Here is a 16,404-nt window from a genome sequence, read left to right on the forward strand (position 1 = left end):
GCAATGCAGGCCCTTTTTCATCGACTCGAGATTATGGCTTGTGCGCCCGCGACAGAAACTCGTGGGACTGCATCTCCAGCAACCGGCTGAGAGTGCGCTGGAACTCGAACGTCAGGCGCCCTCCGGTATAGAGGTCCTTGAGCTCGACCTCGGCGGAGATGATCAGCTTGACGTTGCGGTCATAGAACTCGTCGACCATGTTGATGAAACGTCGAGCAATATCATCCGTGGTAACACTCATCTGCTCCACGCCACTGAGCAGCACGGCATGAAAGATCTTGCCCAGTTCGATGTAGTCGTTCTGGCTACGAGGACCATCGCACAGCTCACGGAAGTCGAACCAGGCCACATCATCACAGGTGCGCAGCGCACGAATTTCTCGGTTCTCGATGATCAATACATCGTTTTCCACCGCCTGAGTGCACTCTGGCGTCAGCGCACGGAAGCTCTTGCGCAGGCTTTCATGGGCAGCTTCATCCAATGGATAGTGAAACAGCTCCGCCTGCTCCAGATGCCGCAGACGGTAGTCGACGCCGCTGTCGACGTTGACGATCTCGGTGTTCTGCTTGATCAGGGCAATGGCCGGCAAGAAGCGCGCACGCTGCAGACCGTCCTTGTACAAGCCATCCGGAACGATGTTCGACGTCGCCACCAGGGTCACACCGTTCTTGAACAACTCTTCCATCAGGGTGCCGAGAATCATCGCATCGGTAATATCAGACACGAAGAATTCATCGAAGCAGATCACCCGCGCCTCTTGTGAGAAACGCTTGGCAATGATGGTCAGCGGATTCTTTTCGCCACCCAGGGTTTTCATTTCTTCGTGTACGCGCTTCATAAAGCGGTGAAAGTGCGTACGAACCTTTTCCTTGAACGGCAAGGCTTCGAAGAAGGTGTCTACCAGATAAGTCTTTCCACGCCCTACTCCGCCCCAGAAGTACAGCCCCTTGACCGGCGCCTGATCCTTCTTGCCAAAGAGCTTGCCGAGCAAGCCCGGCTTGTTTTGCTCGGCTGCAATCAGATCCTCATACAGGCGCTGCAGATGACGCACAGCGGTTTCCTGTGCCGCGTCATGAAAGAAGTCCGGGCGTTTCAGATCTGCTTGGTATCGTTCTAGGGGCGTCATAATTCGTTAGCAAGGCAACAAAAACGGGCCGTCACTTTAGCGACGGCCCTGGGGAATGGCAATCAGCCCTTGGTCGGGAAGATTCCGATTAGTCCTGCGCTGGGGTCAGCGCAATCCGCAGCGCATCAATGGCTGCGTCACGCGCGGCAGCGTCAGCGAAGGCTGGGCTGTCAGCCACGCAGGCGCCATCCAGCCAAACGCTGAAACTGCCGGCTTCGCTACGCAGATCCAGCTCCTGCCCTGATTGCAGTCGTTTGGTCACCGCACCGGCAGCCTTGCCATCGGCGAAGTGACGCGACAGCAGCAACTGCTCGCCATCGGCGGACAGCAAGCGGAAACGGAAACTACCATCGTCTTCACGGAAGCTGATGAAGCGCGGGGCCTTGGCGGCCTTTTTCTTGGTCGTGGCGGCAACTTGCACCTGACTGGCAAAGGAGCGCAGGCCCACGGCCTCACGCAGCTCGGCAAGGAACGGCGTAGCCACAGCCCGAGCTTTGGCGGCACCGGCACGCAGAATGTCTTCAAGATCCCCGGGGCGGGCGATCAACTGGTGGTAACGCTCACGAGCCTCACCCAATTCACCATCCAGCAACCGGAACAGGCGGTTCTTGGCTTCGCCCCAACCCAGCCCCTGCAACAGCTCAGTACGGAACTCGGCAGCCTGTGCCGGGGTAGAAAATGCCTGGAACAGAGTGAACAGATGTGAGTTGTCCGGGTCCTTGGCCTCACCCGGCGCCTTGGAGTCAGTAACGATCCGCGAGATCGCGTCCTTCATGTCCTTGGCACTGGTGAACAAAGGGATGGTGTTGTCGTAGCTCTTGGACATCTTGCGACCGTCCAGGCCAGGCAGGGTGGCGACGCTCTCCTCGATCAGCGCCTCGGGCATGGTGAAAAACTCCTTGCCCTGGCCAAACAGATGGTTGAAACGCTGGCCAATGTCCCGAGCCATTTCCACGTGCTGGATCTGATCACGGCCCACCGGCACCTTGTGCGCGTTGAACATCAGGATGTCCGCAGCCATCAGCACCGGGTAGCTGTAGAGCCCCATGGTGATGCCGGCATCCGGGTCTTCACCGGCCTCGAGGTTCTTGTCCACCGATGCTTTGTACGCATGGGCACGATTGAGCAGGCCCTTGGCGGCTACGCAGGTCAGCAGCCAGGTCAGTTCCGGAATCTCCGGGATGTCCGACTGACGATAGAAGGTCACACGTTCCACATCCAGGCCGCCCGCCAGCCAGGTCGCCGCGATTTCCTGGCGCGAACGCTGAATGCGCAACGGGTCATCGCACTTGATCAGCGCGTGATAGTCGGCCAGGAAGTAGAAGGAATCGGCATTACTGTCACGGCTGGCAAGGATCGCCGGGCGAATCGCGCCAGCGTAGTTGCCCAGGTGCGGGGTACCGGTGGTGGTGATGCCGGTGAGGATACGCGTACGAGTAGTCATGGGTAATCGCTTATCAGACTGCTATCAATTCGAAAGTCGCGGCAGCACCAGATCCTTGAGATCAGTGAGCTTGCCATGAAAAAAGTGCCCGCATTCTGCCACTTTCAGCAGCTCATGGGGGCGAACAAGCGCGTCGGACCAGTCATAGACCGCTTGAGGGTCAATGACTTCATCGGTTTCCGGCTGGATCAGGGTCAGCGGGCAGTTTTCCGGTAACTGGTCGGTATCCCGCAGACGGGTCACCGCCGCCGCCACCATGAACAGGTGCTTGAGCTGCACGCCCTGGGCCTCTAGGCGCCCGCCAAGACTGGCGGCGACAAAACCGCCGAAGGAGAACCCCAGCAGGGTCAATGGCAGTTCAGGATGTTTGGCCTGCAACCACTGGGCGGCAGCCTGGGCGTCATCGACTTCGCCACTGCCCATGTCGTGACTGCCTTCACTGGCACCAACACCCCGGTAGTTGAAGCGCAAGGTAATCAGGCCGGCATCCCGCGCGGTGCGCTGCAAGGTGGACACCACCTTGTTGAGCATGGTGCCGCCCTGCACCGGGTTGGGGTGGCAGATCAGTGCCACACCACGAGGATCGGGCACCTCCAGATACAGGGCTTCCAATTGGCCCGCCGGGCCGGCAATCACTACAGGGGTTTCACGCATTAGCAAGGAAGGAACTCCGTGACCTCGAAGGGGGTCGACTCGTCTAGCAAATGGTCTGTGCCAATCTATTGCGAGTGAATCGCGGTATACAGCGCAGGTTCGAGCCGTTAACGTAAAGCAAAGCCGTTTATAGAGGAAGGACTCGTGGAACACTCGCTCTTAGTTTGGTTGTTGCCGACTCTTGCCCTGGTCGCGGGTGTCGCCATTGGATTCCTGGTTGCTCGCCTGCTGCCCAATGCCGCGCCTAACCGCACGCAGCGTCAGTTGGACGATATTCAGGAACGTTTCGACAATTATCAAAATGAAGTGGTCACCCATTTCAACAGCACTGCCACCCTGGTGAAAAAACTCACCCAGAGCTATCAGGAAGTGCAGGACCATCTCGCCGAGGGTGCCAACCGCCTGGCCCTGGACGAACTGACCCGGCAACGCCTGCTGGCCGCACTGCATTCCGAGTCGGCACAAGCTCCACGGGAGCGCCTGACTCCACCGCGGGATCAGGAGCCACCACGGGACTACGCGCCGAAGACGCCAAACGCTCCGGGCATGCTCGACGAGCACTACGGCCTGAAGAAGTAACCGCTTCAGTCATTAAAAAGCCCGCCCGATTTGCATCGGGCGGGCTTTTTTGTACCTGGGATTGCAGTCGAGTCGATCAGTACTGCTGGTAGGGCTGCTGGTACTGCTGACCTTGCTGCTGATACTGCTGGCCCGGAATCGCCTTGAGGTTGACCTCTACACGACGGTTCTGCGCACGGCCATTGACGTCGGCGTTGCTGGCAATCGGATTGTCCGGACCAGCACCGCGAGCGGACAGGTTGGCACTGCTCACCCCCTGAGACGTGAGGTAGGTCGCCACGCTCTGGGCACGACGCTGGGAAAGGTCCATGTTGTGCTGACGGCTGCCAGTGCTGTCGGTGTAGCCGACGATCTCGATCTGGTTCTGGTTGAACTCGCGCAGGGAGTTGGCCAGGTTGTTCAGCGGTTGGTAGAAGCTTGGGGCGATATTGGCCGAATCAGTGGCAAACGTGATGTTGCCCGGCATGATCAGCTTGATCTGATCACCCTGACGCTGCACTTCAACCCCGGTATTGGCCATACTGGCGCGCAGTTTCTTCTCCTGCTGGTCGGCGTAGTAACCGTAACCGGCGGCGGATGCTCCCACCACCGCGGCACCGATCAACGCGCCCTTGCCACGGTTATTGTGGTCAATGGCAGCACCGGCCAATGCACCAGCCAGGGCACCCAGGCCACCGTATTTTGCAGTTTTGCTCATGCCCGACGAGCCGCCGTCGGCCTGCCCCTGATTGTCATAGGGGTTAGGCGAAGCGCAGCCGGACAACAAGGCCACAGCAGTAGCGACAACAATCAAACGACGCGAGGTGAACATGGAAAACTCCTACATTTTGCATTCTGTGGTGCAGCGGACGTTGGCAACAGACCTTAGCTAGCGTTGGAACACACAGAGTGGCAAAAATTCCGTCAGCGGCCTGGCTAAAAGTCAGGCCCTCACAAACGGATTCTGGCGCATCTCATCGCCCAATCGGGTGTCTGGGCCGTGCCCGGCAACCACTGTGGCATCTTCATCAAGGGTATACAGACGCTGCTTGATCGAACGCACCAGAGTGGCCTGATCCCCGCCCCACAAGTCCGTGCGCCCGACCCCGCGCTTGAACAGCGTGTCGCCGGCAATCAGAAGCTTAGCCTCGGAAAACCAAAAACTCATGGAACCCGGAGTGTGCCCGGGAGTATGCAGGGCCACGCCGCAACCGCAGTCCAGTTCTTCATCGTCGCCCAGCCAGCGGTCCGGGGACGGAACAGGCGTGTAGGGTACGCCGAACATGCTGCATTGCATCTCCAGGTTGTCCCACAGGAACTGGTCGTCCTTATGCAGATGCAAAGTGGCGCCGGTCTTTTCCTTCATCTGCCCGGAAGCGAGAAAATGATCCAGGTGCGCATGGGTATGAATGATGCTCACCACCTTCAACCCCAGGGCATCGAGGCGAGCCATGATCAAATCGGGATTGCCTCCCGGATCGACAACTATGGCTTTCTTGGTCAGCGGGTCGCCAATGATGGTGCAGTTGCACTGCAAAGGGCCGACGGGGAAGGTTTCGCGGATAAGGCTGGGTTTGGCGGCGTCCATGGAAGCGTTCCAGAAAAAATCGATGGCCCATTCTGGCACAGCTCGCCGCCAGCACTCACTCAGAACGCCAGTTGCAGCGTCTCCTCCCCCTCCAGCGCCAGCAGGAACTGCTTGGCTTCAAGCCCTCCGGCAAAGCCGGTCAGGCTCCCCGATGCACCGATCACTCGGTGACAGGGGGCGACAATCGAGATCGGGTTCCGGCCATTGGCTGCGCCCACCGCCCGCACCGCCTTGGGACTGCCAATCTGCTGGGCGATCTGGCTGTAGCTGCGGGTCTCACCGAAAGGGATGGTCAGCAAAGCCTGCCAGACCTTGCACTGAAACTCGGTACCGACGAAATCCAGCTCAAGCTCGAAGCGCTCACGGCTGCCTGCAAAGTATTCCCGAAGCTGGCGCTCGGCTTCCAGCAGCATGGGATGATCAACCGACTCCTGCAACGGCCCGAGACGTACCCGGTTCTGCCGTTCGTGCTCCCAGAGAATCGCCGCCAGCTTGGTCCCTCTGGCCACCAGGGTCAGTTGGCCAACGGGGGACGGCATCAGTTTGAATACGCAGGACATCTCAGGTCTCCTTCAATCCGTCAGTGGAATCGGACCCGGAACCCAGTGGTCCATGGCCTTCCTCTTAGTACGCCGACACTGTAAAACGAGATTCAAGCGCAAGAACCACGTTTCTTGTGCTTGAACTCGACGGCGAATCAATCTGAGTGCAGAGCGGACCCGAAGCTAATCGTCCTCATCCACCAGGAAACAGTTGTCACTGCTACTGCGCTGGCCATAAGGGTCGACAATGAAGGCCCCGCGCCCCTGGCCGCATTCGAGCAGGTGCACCGGGGACAATTCGCGCTGCCGGTCGATCTGCGCATTGAAGCGCATGATGTAGATCCCCAGGGAGATCGATACACAGAGAATCAGCACCAGGCACAGCACCAACTGATCGGTGTAGCTGGCGCCGGCCTTATCAGCATGCAGTGATGACATGCTCGGATCCCGCCCGCTCAACACTGTGGCCAATCAGTAACCAACTCAGGGGGCCGCCCCCTCCCAGGCGCCCCAAAGGTGCCTGGGAAGGCAGGACGCAGGCCATCAGGACGAGAAGTATCAGGACCAGTAGGATTCCTTTGACTACCGAAATCAGGTTCATGGCTGTGCCACGCTCTGGAGTTAAGAAGAGCCCAAGCTTAGAGACGGCCGGGTTAACACCGGGTAAACATCCGCAGAAACCGGCCTGACTCCGCTATCCTTCGGCCCATCGAGCGCCAAGGGTCCAAGGGGACGTTTCCGTGCATATTCAACTGCTATTGGTCGAGGACAACCTCGACCTGGCCAACACCGTCATCGAGTACCTGGAAATCAGCGGCATCGTCTGCGACCACGCCAGCAATGGCCAGACCGGCCTTAACCTGGCTTTAAGCCAGCACTACGACGTCATCCTGCTGGACATCATGTTGCCGCGACTGGACGGCCAGCAGCTGTGCCAACAGTTGCGCCAGCAAGGCAGCCAGACGCCGATCCTGATGCTCACCTCGCTGGACGCCCTTTCCGACAAACTCGCCAGCTTCGCCGCCGGGGCCGACGACTATCTGGTCAAGCCCTTTGAAATGGCGGAACTGGTGGCCCGTATCCGAGCCCTGAGCATGCGCCGCAGCGGCCAGGCAAGCCGCCTGCAAGTGGCCGACCTGGTGATGGAGCTGTCTACCCGCAAGGTCAGCCGCGCCGGGCAAGAACTGCATCTGTCACCCATTTGCTGGACCCTGCTGGAGTGCCTGATGCGTGCCAGTCCGGAACCGGTAACCCGGGAACGCCTGGAGACAACGATCTGGGGCGACGAGCCACCGGACAGCAATACCCTCAAGGTGCACATGCACCGATTGCGCAAGACCGTGGACAAATCCTTCGGCCAACCGTTGATCCACACCCTCCCTGGTATTGGCATTCAGATGAGGTCACATGCGTAACGGTCTGGGTCTGAAATGGGTGATCAGCGGCAGCTTCCTGCTGCTGATTGCCGTGGTGTTGCTGATCTACAGCCTGCTGCTGCCCGAATACAGTGTCCGTGGCCTGCTCTATACCGCCAGCGCAATGATGGAGGAGGAAGCCCAGTACTTCGCCAGGCATTACAAGAAAGATCCAAACACCCCACCGCCGCATAACTACTTCTATACCAGCGTCATCGGCAAGGAGGCGCTGCCGGAGAAAATCCGTCAGATGCTGGACACCCCACCCAGCCTGTCCTTCGGTGCGGTGCAGGCGTTTGGCGACCTGGAGTCCGATGACGAGGATGAAGGGCGGGTGGTACTGGCCCAGCCGCTTAGCGACGGCAAGACCCTGTACATGTACGACGTCGACCACGACAAAGAAGAAGGCGGTGAAGTGGAGACGCCACTGTCCGACGCCTACATCGAGCGAGAGTTGCGCGGCGTCAACTTCATCAGCCTGGCGGTGTTCGTCCCGGCGCTGATTATCATTGCCCTGCTGGTCTGGTGGCTGGTACGGCCCCTGGGGCGCCTGGCCCAATGGTCCTCCACCCTCAAGGATGCGGACGCGGTATCCAGTCAGCGGCCGAGTTTCGGCTTCAAGGAGTTCAATATGCTGGCCGATGCCCTGGCCCAAAGCGTGCAGCAAGTGCAGGCCGCCAGCCTGCGCGAAGGCCGCCTGCTGCGCTACACCAGCCATGAGTTGCGCACCCCACTGGCGGTGCTCAAGGCCAATATCGAACTGCTGACCTTGCAATCCGGCGGCGTCCTGCCGCCGCCCCTGCAACGTATCGAGCGCTCGGTATTGAACATGCAGCGCATCGCCGAAACCTTGCTGTGGATGAGCCGGGAACTGCCCGAACCCTTGCCCGAGGAGCCCATCGACATGAGCGGCCTGGTCACTGAATTGATCGAGGAACACCGCTACCTGATCGGCACACGGGACATCGAACTACTGCTGGACATCAGCAGTACCCCTTGCCGCCTGCCTCTGACCGCCTGCCGCATCGTGGTGGGCAACTTCCTGCGCAATGCCTTGCAATACGCCGATGAGGGCAGTGTCGAGATCAATTTCGACTACCCACAACTGCGCATCGTCAACCGCATCCGGGAAGCCAAGCAGTTGGAGCCATCCAACGACTTTGGCTATGGCCTGGGCTTGGAACTGATGCGGCAACTCAGTGCCCGGCTCGGCTGGCGCATTGAGGTGCTGATGGAACAGCAACGCTTCACGGTCACCCTGGACTTCAATGCCGCCCCGCCCGCCGAGGAGCTGCCTGCACCGCAGAGCGCTCCAGAGGCGTAAAGTTGAAAACCATCGTCCTGGCCGAGATCGGTTAAGGCCAGGAAATACCTGCTCACAAGCGATGAAAAAACTGCCTAGACCCCGCCCTTTCCGACAGCGTTTGTGAGTATCGTTGACGGACAAGAAACCAAGCCCGGGAGGCTTGTCGGTGCATAACTTGCTTGCAGGAAGCGGGCTGCATCTTTCGCAGTGCACTCTAGAGCCGGATCAGAACGAGGTTCGCTGTGGCCGCCTACAATCTGCGTCAACTCAAGTACTTCATCACCACCGTCGAATGCGGCAGCGTCGCTGAAGCGTCACGCAAGCTGTATATCGCCCAGCCGTCGATCTCCACCGCCATCAAGGGCCTGGAGGACAGCTTCGGCGTGCAATTGCTGATCCGCCACCACGCCCTGGGTGTGTCCCTGACCCCAAGTGGTGCACGCTTCTACCGCAAGGCTCAGGAACTGCTGCGCATGGCCAAGGAGTTCGAGCAGAACGCCCTGGCGGACAACGACGTGGTGGCCGGACAGATCGACATCGGTTGCTTTGAAACCGTGGCACCGCTGTATCTGCCGCAGTTGATCGCCGGCTTCAGTGCCCTGTATCCCGGGGTGGAAATCCGCATCCGCGATGGCGAACAGCAGGAACTGGTACAGGGCTTGACCGGCGGTGCGTTCGACTTGGTGATCCTGTACGAGCACGAACTGGACGGCACCATCGAAACCGAACCACTGATGCCACCGCAACGGCCCTATGCGTTGCTTCCCGCCGACCACCGCTACGCCCAGCAGGCCCAGGTTTCACTGCGTGACCTGAGCCTGGAACCAATGATCCTGCTGGATGTGCAACCGAGCCGGACCTACTTCGTCAGCCTGTTCGAGGAACTGGGATTGACGCCACAGATCGCCTTCAGCTCGCCCTCCATCGAGATGGTGCGGGGCATGGTGGGCCAGGGCTTCGGCTTTTCGATTCTGGTAACCCGCCCCCACTCCCAGTGCTCCTACGACGGCAAGCCGGTGGTGTGCGTGGATATTGTCGAGGACGTGACCGGCTCCGGCCTGGTGGCGGCCTGGCTCAAGCGTGGCCAGTTGACCAAGCCGGCGCGCCTGTTCGCCGATTACTGCAAACAGCACCTGGCCCGATAACCCCGGGCCCGGCGCTGTATCACGGCGCAGCTGCAGCCGGTCGGCCGACCACGACGCGACCGCTACAAGCCCTGGCCGGCAGAGTAGCGCCTACCCCAGCAACCCCAACTCCTGGGCCCGTGCCACTGCCTGTGTACGTCGCTCAACCCCCAGCTTGCTGTTGATATGGCTGGCGTGGGTTTTCACCGTATGCAGCGAAATGAACAAGCGCTCGCTGATTTCCTGATTGGAACACCCCTGAGCAATCAATTGCAGCACCGACAACTCCCGGGAACTCAACGACTCACTATGAGCCGCCTCGGGAAGCTCACGGGGGGCAGCAGGCAAACGCTGCAACAGAGCCTGGGTCAAAGCGGTCGACACACAGTGCTGCAATTGCTCGCGCATCCAGCAGGGGTGACTGCGGATCAAGCTCTCGAAAGGTTGCACTGCGCCTCCCACCGCTGCTTCCAGGGCCTGGGCAAAGTCCCGTCGTGCCTCTGCGCCGCGCCCGGACGCCAGCAACAGCAGGGTTTTCTGGGTCAGGGCCATAACGCTCAACAACTGCCGACCGCTTTGCTGGCCATGCTCCACCAATCGACTCAAGCGCTGTTCGGCCCGGGCGGAGTCGCCCTTGATGGTTTCCAGTTGGGCTTGCTGCAATTCGATGTGCAAGGGCAACTGCGGATGGAACTCCGGCGGCGCCGCAGCCTGTTCTCCAGTGTAGGTCTGGCCCAGACGCGCCAGCCAGGCCTCGGCCAGGTCGATGCGGCCCTGGGCCAGCCAGAGCTCGCACTTCACCAGGGTGATCATCGCCAAGTAGTAGATCGGCGGCACGTCCCAGATATGCATCAGGCGCTCGGCCTCGGCCAACTCGGCAAAGGCCCGGGAAAACTCGCTCCGCAGGCCTTCCTGCTTGGCAATCACGCAATGGGCGATCAACACGCTGATGTCGCGACAGGCCCGCGCCTCCAGCAACCCGGCCTGTAAACGCACCAGGCCGGCCTCAGGCTGGGCACGCAGCGTCAACAGATAACCTTCATACAGGGTCAGCCGGGCCCGCACCGCGTACAGCCGCTGAGCCGACAGTCCCTGCAGCCGTCGCAGCCCTTGGTGCACCTCCTCCAGCGCTCTGAGCACCTCGCCCCGCGCCTGCAGAACCCGGGCCCGATCGTAATGGGCCAGGGCCTCGAACAGCGGATTGCCGACCCGCTGCGCCAACTCCAGGGATTCGCGATTGAGACTGCGGGCGCGCCACAGGTCGGCGTCGGTAATCGCCAGGTTGGACAAGGTCGACAGACACATCAGGCGCTGTCCGTAACGCTTGTGCGGCAGGCTTTCCAGTGCCTCGCCGCAGTAGGCCAGGGTCCGTTCCCGCTGGCCCCGCCCGCGAGCGATGATCCCGCTCAAGGCCAGCCATTGCGCCAGCATCGACTTTTGCGCAGTAGCCGAAGGCGCCGGCAGGAAACGACTCAGATGATCCGCCAGTTCCTCTGCCGCGTCCAACTGGCAGGCCAGGCCAAGGGCCCAGCTGTAGAGCACGATCAGCCGCGGTGTGCTGATCAACAGGCTGTCGGGCAGGTCCATCTTCCAGCGCAGCAGCATGCCGACGTTCTGCTCCGCCAGCAGTTGCTCCTCCGACAGGTTCTGCACCAGATTGGCCGCCACATCCAGGTGTCCGGCACGCAGCGCCTGCTCCACGGCTTCATCCAGCAGCCCCTGAGCGTTGAACCAACGACAGGCACGCAAATGCAGGCTGGCGGCCGGCACCAGGGTATTGGCCGTGGGTCGGGTACGCAGCAGATCGGAAAACAGATGGTGATAGCGATACCAGTGCCCGTGTTCGTCCAATGGCACCAGGAACACTTGGTGAGCCTGCAGGAAACCCAAGATCTCGGCACTGTCATGCGCTTCGCGCAGGGCGTCGCAGAGCTCGGCGCAGAAGCGCTCCTGGGGCGCCGTGTCATAGAGGAAAGCCTGGACCTCGGCGGGCAGGCAGTCGATGACCTCTTCCAGCAGGTAGTCGCGGATCAGCCCTTCGCCCCCATGCAGTCCCTGAGGCAAGGTGCCCAGCGCACCAGCCTCGGACGCTGCCAACAGCCAGAAACGCAGCCCGGCAACCCAGCCCTCGCTGCGCTGGATCAGACTTTCCAGAGCCTCGCCGCGCAAGGAACTGCTGTGGCGGTCCAACAAGCTCAGGGACTCGTCATGGGTCAGGCGCAAATCCTGCTCATGCAGCTCCAGCAACTGTCGTGAAAGTCGCAGCCGCGCCAGATGCCAATCCGGACGCTGGCGGCTGGTGACCAGCACCAGCAGGCCGTCGGGCAGGTGATTGAGGAAAAACTGCAAGCAACGATCAAGCACCGGCCCCTGGGCCAGGTGATAGTCGTCCAGGACCAGCAACAACGGCCTGCTGCTAGACAGGTGAAGCGCCAGTTCGTCCAGCAAGCCATCCAGCCACTCTTCAAAGGCGAAAGGCTGATGGCGCTGGCGCATTTTCAACAGACCGAGAGACTGCCGGCCCAATTGGGGAAAGTACTGCTGCAAACCGGCCAGCAAGCGTTCGAGAAAACGCCCGGGATCGCTGTCCCGGCGGCTCAACCCCAGCCATAGGCTCTGCCAGTTGCCCGGCAAGCCCTGGCAAAACTCCACCGCCAACGAGCTCTTACCGAACCCGGCCGGCGCACTGACCAGCAACAGCCTGCCCTTCAACCCGGCACTCAAGCGCTCGCAAAGACGCGGCCGCTGCACGTATCCGTCGGGCAGAGGGGGTCGATAGAAACGCCCTTCCAACGCAGGAATCACCGCGCTGGCAGACCGTTGAAGGGGGGACAGCTCAGTCATGGCCAACTCTTATTGATGTAGGGTTGTCGGCGTAGCAGATGCCCGCAGACTAGCGGTAAAAAGCGACCTGTTGAAGATTTTTGCGACCATTCGAGTGAAAAAGACTATGACCAAATGGGTCAGATAAAGCTGATTGATCAGTCGTTATTTCGGTTGTTTATCCGGCAACCTACTAATTCATCTGGAGAAAGCCTGCCGGAACAGCCTAGATTGTTGTGCATATCTGCGAATCCACAATCTTCCAGACAAAAAAAAGCCCCGAGCCAGTCGGGGCAATTTCCGAGGATGCGGCCTCTATTTACAGCGGATCAGCGAACCCCGTCCTGACGCAAGGCGGCTGGAGTGAAGTCGCTGGTGGTCGCGGTGAAGCCAAAGTCATACGCCTGCTTCTCTTCGTTCTTCATGCCCAGTGCCAGGTAGCGGCCGGACTGCAGGTCGTAGAGGGTTTCCAGGGCATACCACGGTACTTGCTTGTCGTAGTAGTTCTCGGCATGGGCTTCGGCCACACGCCACAGTTGACCACGACCGTCATAGTGGTCGATCACCGCAGCCTGCCAGGTGTCTTCGTCGATATAGAAGTCACGTTTGGCATAGATGTGCCGCTGACCTTCCTTCAAGGTGGCGACCACATGCCAGACCCGACGCAGCTCGTAGCGAGCCAAGTCCTGGTTAATGTGCCCGGCCTTGATGATGTCCGCGTACTTCAGGCTCGGCGAGTCGAGCTTGTAGCTGTCGGAGGCGATGTACATCTCCTTCTTGCCTTCCAGTTTCCAGTCGTAGCGATCCGGCGCACCGTTGTACATGTCCAGGTTGTCGGAAGTCCGCAGACCATCGGCGGCGGTACCCGGGCCGTCATAGGAGACTTGCGGGGCACGGCGCACACGACGCTGGCCAGCGTTGTAGACCCAGGCCGAACGCGGCTCCTTCACTTGGTCGAGGGTTTCGTGGACCAGCAGCACGCCACCGGCCAGACGCGCCGGGGCCGTCACCTTCTGCTTGAAGTAGAACAGGATGTTGCCCGGGTTTTTCGGGTCGTAGTCCTTCATCTTGTCGCGGAACACGAACTGGTCCTGGAAGTACACCAGGCTGTAGGAGCCGTTGGCCTGTGGCGTGGCCTGGGTCACCAGACGGGTCACGCTGCCACCGCGATAGCGGGTGATGTGGTTCCAGATGACTTCCACACCGCTTTTCGGGATCGGGAACGGAATCGCGGTTTCGAAGTTCTCCAGGCCGTTGCCGCCGGACACCAGGTTGGTGTTGGTGGCATTGCGTTTGATGGCGGCGAACACCTCAGCAGGCACCGTGGCCCCGCGATGAGACGGGTAAACCGGCATCTTGAAGGTTTCCGGGTAGCGCTTGAACATCGCGTACTGCCCGGGGGCCAACTTGTCCTTGTACTGCTCGACGTTCTGCGCAGTGATCGTGAACAGCGGCTGCTCGCTGCCGTATGGGTTGGACAGGAAACCCTTGCTGTCCACGGTACCGGCGTTGGTTGCCAGGGGTTTCCAGGCGGGAATGGTACCGGCAGCGTTACCGGCCATTTCCGCGCCCATCGGCGTCAGGCTGGTGCCCAGCTTGGCCGCTTCATCGGCCGAGACCGCAGCCATGACCCCGGTGGCCAGCAGTGACAGTCCCAGCACACCGATGTGCAACAGACTCTTGGTGATGTTCATATTGTTGTTCTTCCTGAAAATGCAGTGTGCTTAGAAGTTCACGCCAACGCTCAAGGCGAGGAAGTCCCGGTCATCCACGGTGCTGTAGTCGCCACCAAAGAAGTTGGTGTAGGCCAGGCTCGCGGTGTAGGTGTTCTGGTACTCGGCATCCAGCCCCAGGCTGATGGCCTTGCGGCCTTCCTCGAAGTTGGCGCCAGGACCTGGCGAGTAGCCCTTGACGTCATGGGACCAGGCCACGTTCGGCTTGAGGTTCACACCGGCGAATACATCCGGGTATTCCCAGATCGCCCGGCCGCGGTAACCCCAGGAGGTGGCGGTGGTGAAGCCGTCGTTGTTGCAGTTGCTGCTGAGGTTGCTGGCATCTGCGCCCGGTCCTGCGCCAGCGATGGTGGCGGAGTTGAGTGCGCGACAGGTGTTTTGCCCTCCGGTGGCTGGCAAGGCGCCAGGACCAAACACCGGATCACGTCCATAGCGGACATCCGACTTGCTCTCAAGACCGCCGACGTGGGTAACCCCTACCTCACCCACCAGAGTCAGGCGGCTGGCGCCCATGACCTGGTCGAAGAAGTGCGTGAAGGTGGTCTGGAACTGGGTAATTTCCTTGCGGCGATAGCCATGAAGGTCTTGTCCAGGAACCCCATCGAGCAAGGAAGCATTGGTGAAGGAGCCTCCCAGACGCCGGACCGCAGAGTAGAGGATATCGGTACTGTTCAACTGAACCGGCGCATTCGGCCGATAGCTCAGTTCGCCGCTCCAGGCGGTCCCTGTAGGCAAGGTGGTGGAGAAGCTCAGCCCGTACAGGCGGATGTCTTCCGGATACTCGACAAAGTACTTCGAGTTACCGGCAATCCACACCGGCGCCAACGTGCCAAAGCCCGGGGCGATGGTATAGGCCGACTGAGGTGCACCGGTGGCGCTGAAGATCGGCGCACGGCTGTGATAGTTCATGAAGTAGGCGCCGAACTCGGTGTCCAGCGGCTCGAAGTTGTAACGGAAAGCCACACCGAACTGGCCGCTGTCACGAGCATCGCGGTCGCCACTGCGACGCACCAGCGCACCCTCTTCATTGACATCGACGCCACGAGCCTGCATCGCCGCCAGGGCCGCCCGGCCCGGGGCCGTGGCGGTGATGGTCGAACGCTTGGCGAGCAGACGCAGATTGTCGTCACAGCCATCGGAAATGTTGTCCGGCTGCGAGAAGAAGGTCCCGCAGTTGTCGGTAACGGTCTGGTCCCATTCCAATTGATAGAAAGCTTCGGCCGACAGGTTCTCGGTCAGGTTCTGGGAGATGTAGAACATGTTGACCGGAATCAGACCTTCCTTGACCTCGGCACCGGGACGGCGGAATGCCGACACGTCGATCGGGTTGATCGAGTTGATACCGCCGCCAATGAAGGTACTTTCACCCCAACTCACTACCTGCTTGCCCAAACGCACCGAGCCCGGTTCATCGGCGATGGAGTAGTTGTGATAGACAAAGGCATCGAGGATCTGACCGCCGGAGGACTTGGCGCCTTCCTTGCGGTTGTTGTCACTGATGTTCTTGAAGTCCATGTCTTCGTCTTTGAGCTTGAAGTCATACCAGTACTTGCCACGAACAAACACACCGGTATCGCCGTACTTCAACTCCAGGTCATGAATGCCCTTGAAGATCTTCGAGAAGGTCTGCCCCTTGTTGAAGTTCAAGTGGCCGTCATCGGTGGTCTGGGACAGACCCTTGCCGCCATTGTTGACCCCGATCAGGTCCTTGTTGCGTCCGGCGGTCGACCAACTGGCCCCCACCGACAGGGACGAATCGAAGCTGCCTTCGATTTCACCGATATTGAAGCTGACGCCGAATGCAGGCCCGGCGAGCGTGGAGGCGAGACCGACGGCCAGGGGCAGTTTCGCCCGGCGCCAGAACTGGTTTGCTGATGTCATCGACGCTACTCCATGTGCATTATTTTTATGGCAGTACGCTCTTCTGAAAACGCTTCGAATACCGGTTGGATGAACACTTGCCCGGTTCCGAAGTTGCATGGCGCGAGCACCCCACAGTGCTCCGTTGTTCAGAAAAATCCGTAGGCGGACTATATCCAGCAGGGATTACTGCTTGATCCCTCTAAAGTGTGATTTGCAGCCGACCACCGC

Annotated in this window: 14 protein-coding genes; 4 read left to right on the forward strand and 10 right to left on the reverse strand. The window is 60.2% G+C overall.

What is annotated here, in order from left to right; genetic code table 11:
* Positions 1-31: 31 nt before the first annotated feature.
* From zapE to KHO49_RS24430, 3 genes are all read right to left on the reverse strand, one after another.
* A complete protein-coding gene (gene zapE / locus KHO49_RS24420) occupies positions 32-1,126 on the reverse strand; it encodes a cell division protein ZapE (protein WP_102860304.1) in 1,095 nt (364 codons plus the stop codon).
* Between the two features lie 88 nt (positions 1,127-1,214).
* On the reverse strand, positions 1,215-2,570 hold the full coding sequence (locus KHO49_RS24425) for a tryptophan--tRNA ligase (RefSeq protein ID WP_213665933.1): 1,356 nt from the start codon (positions 2,568-2,570) through the stop codon (positions 1,215-1,217).
* Positions 2,571-2,594: 24 nt separating this feature from the next.
* The gene (locus tag KHO49_RS24430; RefSeq protein ID WP_213665934.1) at positions 2,595-3,224 is read right to left on the reverse strand and encodes an alpha/beta hydrolase; all 630 of its coding nucleotides are present in this window, start codon (positions 3,222-3,224) and stop codon (positions 2,595-2,597) included.
* Between the two features lie 144 nt (positions 3,225-3,368).
* Here KHO49_RS24430 and KHO49_RS24435 point away from each other — a divergent pair, with 144 nt between their 5' ends.
* Positions 3,369-3,803: a Z-ring associated ZapG family protein gene (locus tag KHO49_RS24435; protein ID WP_102880880.1), complete on the forward strand. Its 435-nt coding sequence runs from the start codon at positions 3,369-3,371 to the stop codon at positions 3,801-3,803.
* A 76-nt stretch (positions 3,804-3,879) separates the two neighbouring features.
* Here KHO49_RS24435 and KHO49_RS24440 read toward each other — a convergent pair whose 3' ends face one another.
* The 4 genes from KHO49_RS24440 to KHO49_RS24455 form a co-directional block, all read right to left on the reverse strand.
* Positions 3,880-4,614 carry a YiaD family glycine zipper/OmpA-like lipoprotein gene (locus KHO49_RS24440; protein WP_102860300.1) on the reverse strand — a complete coding sequence of 245 codons (735 nt, stop codon included), beginning with the start codon at positions 4,612-4,614 and terminating at the stop codon, positions 3,880-3,882.
* Between the two features lie 111 nt (positions 4,615-4,725).
* On the reverse strand, positions 4,726-5,370 hold the full coding sequence (locus KHO49_RS24445; protein WP_102880881.1) for an MBL fold metallo-hydrolase: 645 nt from the start codon (positions 5,368-5,370) through the stop codon (positions 4,726-4,728).
* Between the two features lie 59 nt (positions 5,371-5,429).
* The gene (locus tag KHO49_RS24450; RefSeq protein ID WP_102880882.1) at positions 5,430-5,930 is read right to left on the reverse strand and encodes a methylated-DNA--[protein]-cysteine S-methyltransferase; all 501 of its coding nucleotides are present in this window, start codon (positions 5,928-5,930) and stop codon (positions 5,430-5,432) included.
* Between the two features lie 165 nt (positions 5,931-6,095).
* Positions 6,096-6,350 carry a hypothetical protein gene (locus KHO49_RS24455; protein ID WP_102880883.1) on the reverse strand — a complete coding sequence of 85 codons (255 nt, stop codon included), beginning with the start codon at positions 6,348-6,350 and terminating at the stop codon, positions 6,096-6,098.
* A 302-nt stretch (positions 6,351-6,652) separates the two neighbouring features.
* Here KHO49_RS24455 and KHO49_RS24460 point away from each other — a divergent pair, with 302 nt between their 5' ends.
* The 3 genes from KHO49_RS24460 to KHO49_RS24470 all read left to right on the forward strand — a co-directional run bounded on the left by KHO49_RS24460 (position 6,653) and on the right by KHO49_RS24470 (position 9,778).
* Positions 6,653-7,327 (forward strand): response regulator transcription factor, encoded by a 675-nt coding sequence (locus KHO49_RS24460; RefSeq protein ID WP_102880885.1) that lies wholly within the window; start codon positions 6,653-6,655, stop codon positions 7,325-7,327.
* The gene (locus tag KHO49_RS24465; protein ID WP_102880886.1) at positions 7,320-8,651 is read left to right on the forward strand and encodes a sensor histidine kinase; all 1,332 of its coding nucleotides are present in this window, start codon (positions 7,320-7,322) and stop codon (positions 8,649-8,651) included. Before KHO49_RS24460 ends, KHO49_RS24465 begins: the two co-directional genes overlap by 8 nt.
* A gap of 224 nt (positions 8,652-8,875) precedes the next feature.
* Positions 8,876-9,778, forward strand: a complete 903-nt coding sequence (locus KHO49_RS24470; RefSeq protein WP_102860294.1) for a LysR family transcriptional regulator — start codon at positions 8,876-8,878, stop codon at positions 9,776-9,778.
* A gap of 90 nt (positions 9,779-9,868) precedes the next feature.
* On the opposite strand, the gene KHO49_RS24475 is transcribed toward KHO49_RS24470, so the two are convergent.
* The 3 genes from KHO49_RS24475 to KHO49_RS24485 all read right to left on the reverse strand — a co-directional run bounded on the left by KHO49_RS24475 (position 9,869) and on the right by KHO49_RS24485 (position 16,194).
* Positions 9,869-12,601, reverse strand: a complete 2,733-nt coding sequence (locus KHO49_RS24475; RefSeq protein ID WP_102860293.1) for a winged helix-turn-helix domain-containing protein — start codon at positions 12,599-12,601, stop codon at positions 9,869-9,871.
* Between the two features lie 308 nt (positions 12,602-12,909).
* Positions 12,910-14,274 (reverse strand): DUF1329 domain-containing protein, encoded by a 1,365-nt coding sequence (locus KHO49_RS24480; protein ID WP_115580891.1) that lies wholly within the window; start codon positions 14,272-14,274, stop codon positions 12,910-12,912.
* Between the two features lie 30 nt (positions 14,275-14,304).
* Positions 14,305-16,194 carry a DUF1302 domain-containing protein gene (locus tag KHO49_RS24485; RefSeq protein ID WP_123393985.1) on the reverse strand — a complete coding sequence of 630 codons (1,890 nt, stop codon included), beginning with the start codon at positions 16,192-16,194 and terminating at the stop codon, positions 14,305-14,307.
* Between the last annotated feature and the right edge of the window lie 210 nt (positions 16,195-16,404).

The organism is Pseudomonas sp. RC4D1 (assembly GCF_018390395.1).
GTDB classification, from domain to species: domain Bacteria; phylum Pseudomonadota; class Gammaproteobacteria; order Pseudomonadales; family Pseudomonadaceae; genus Aquipseudomonas; species Aquipseudomonas danubii.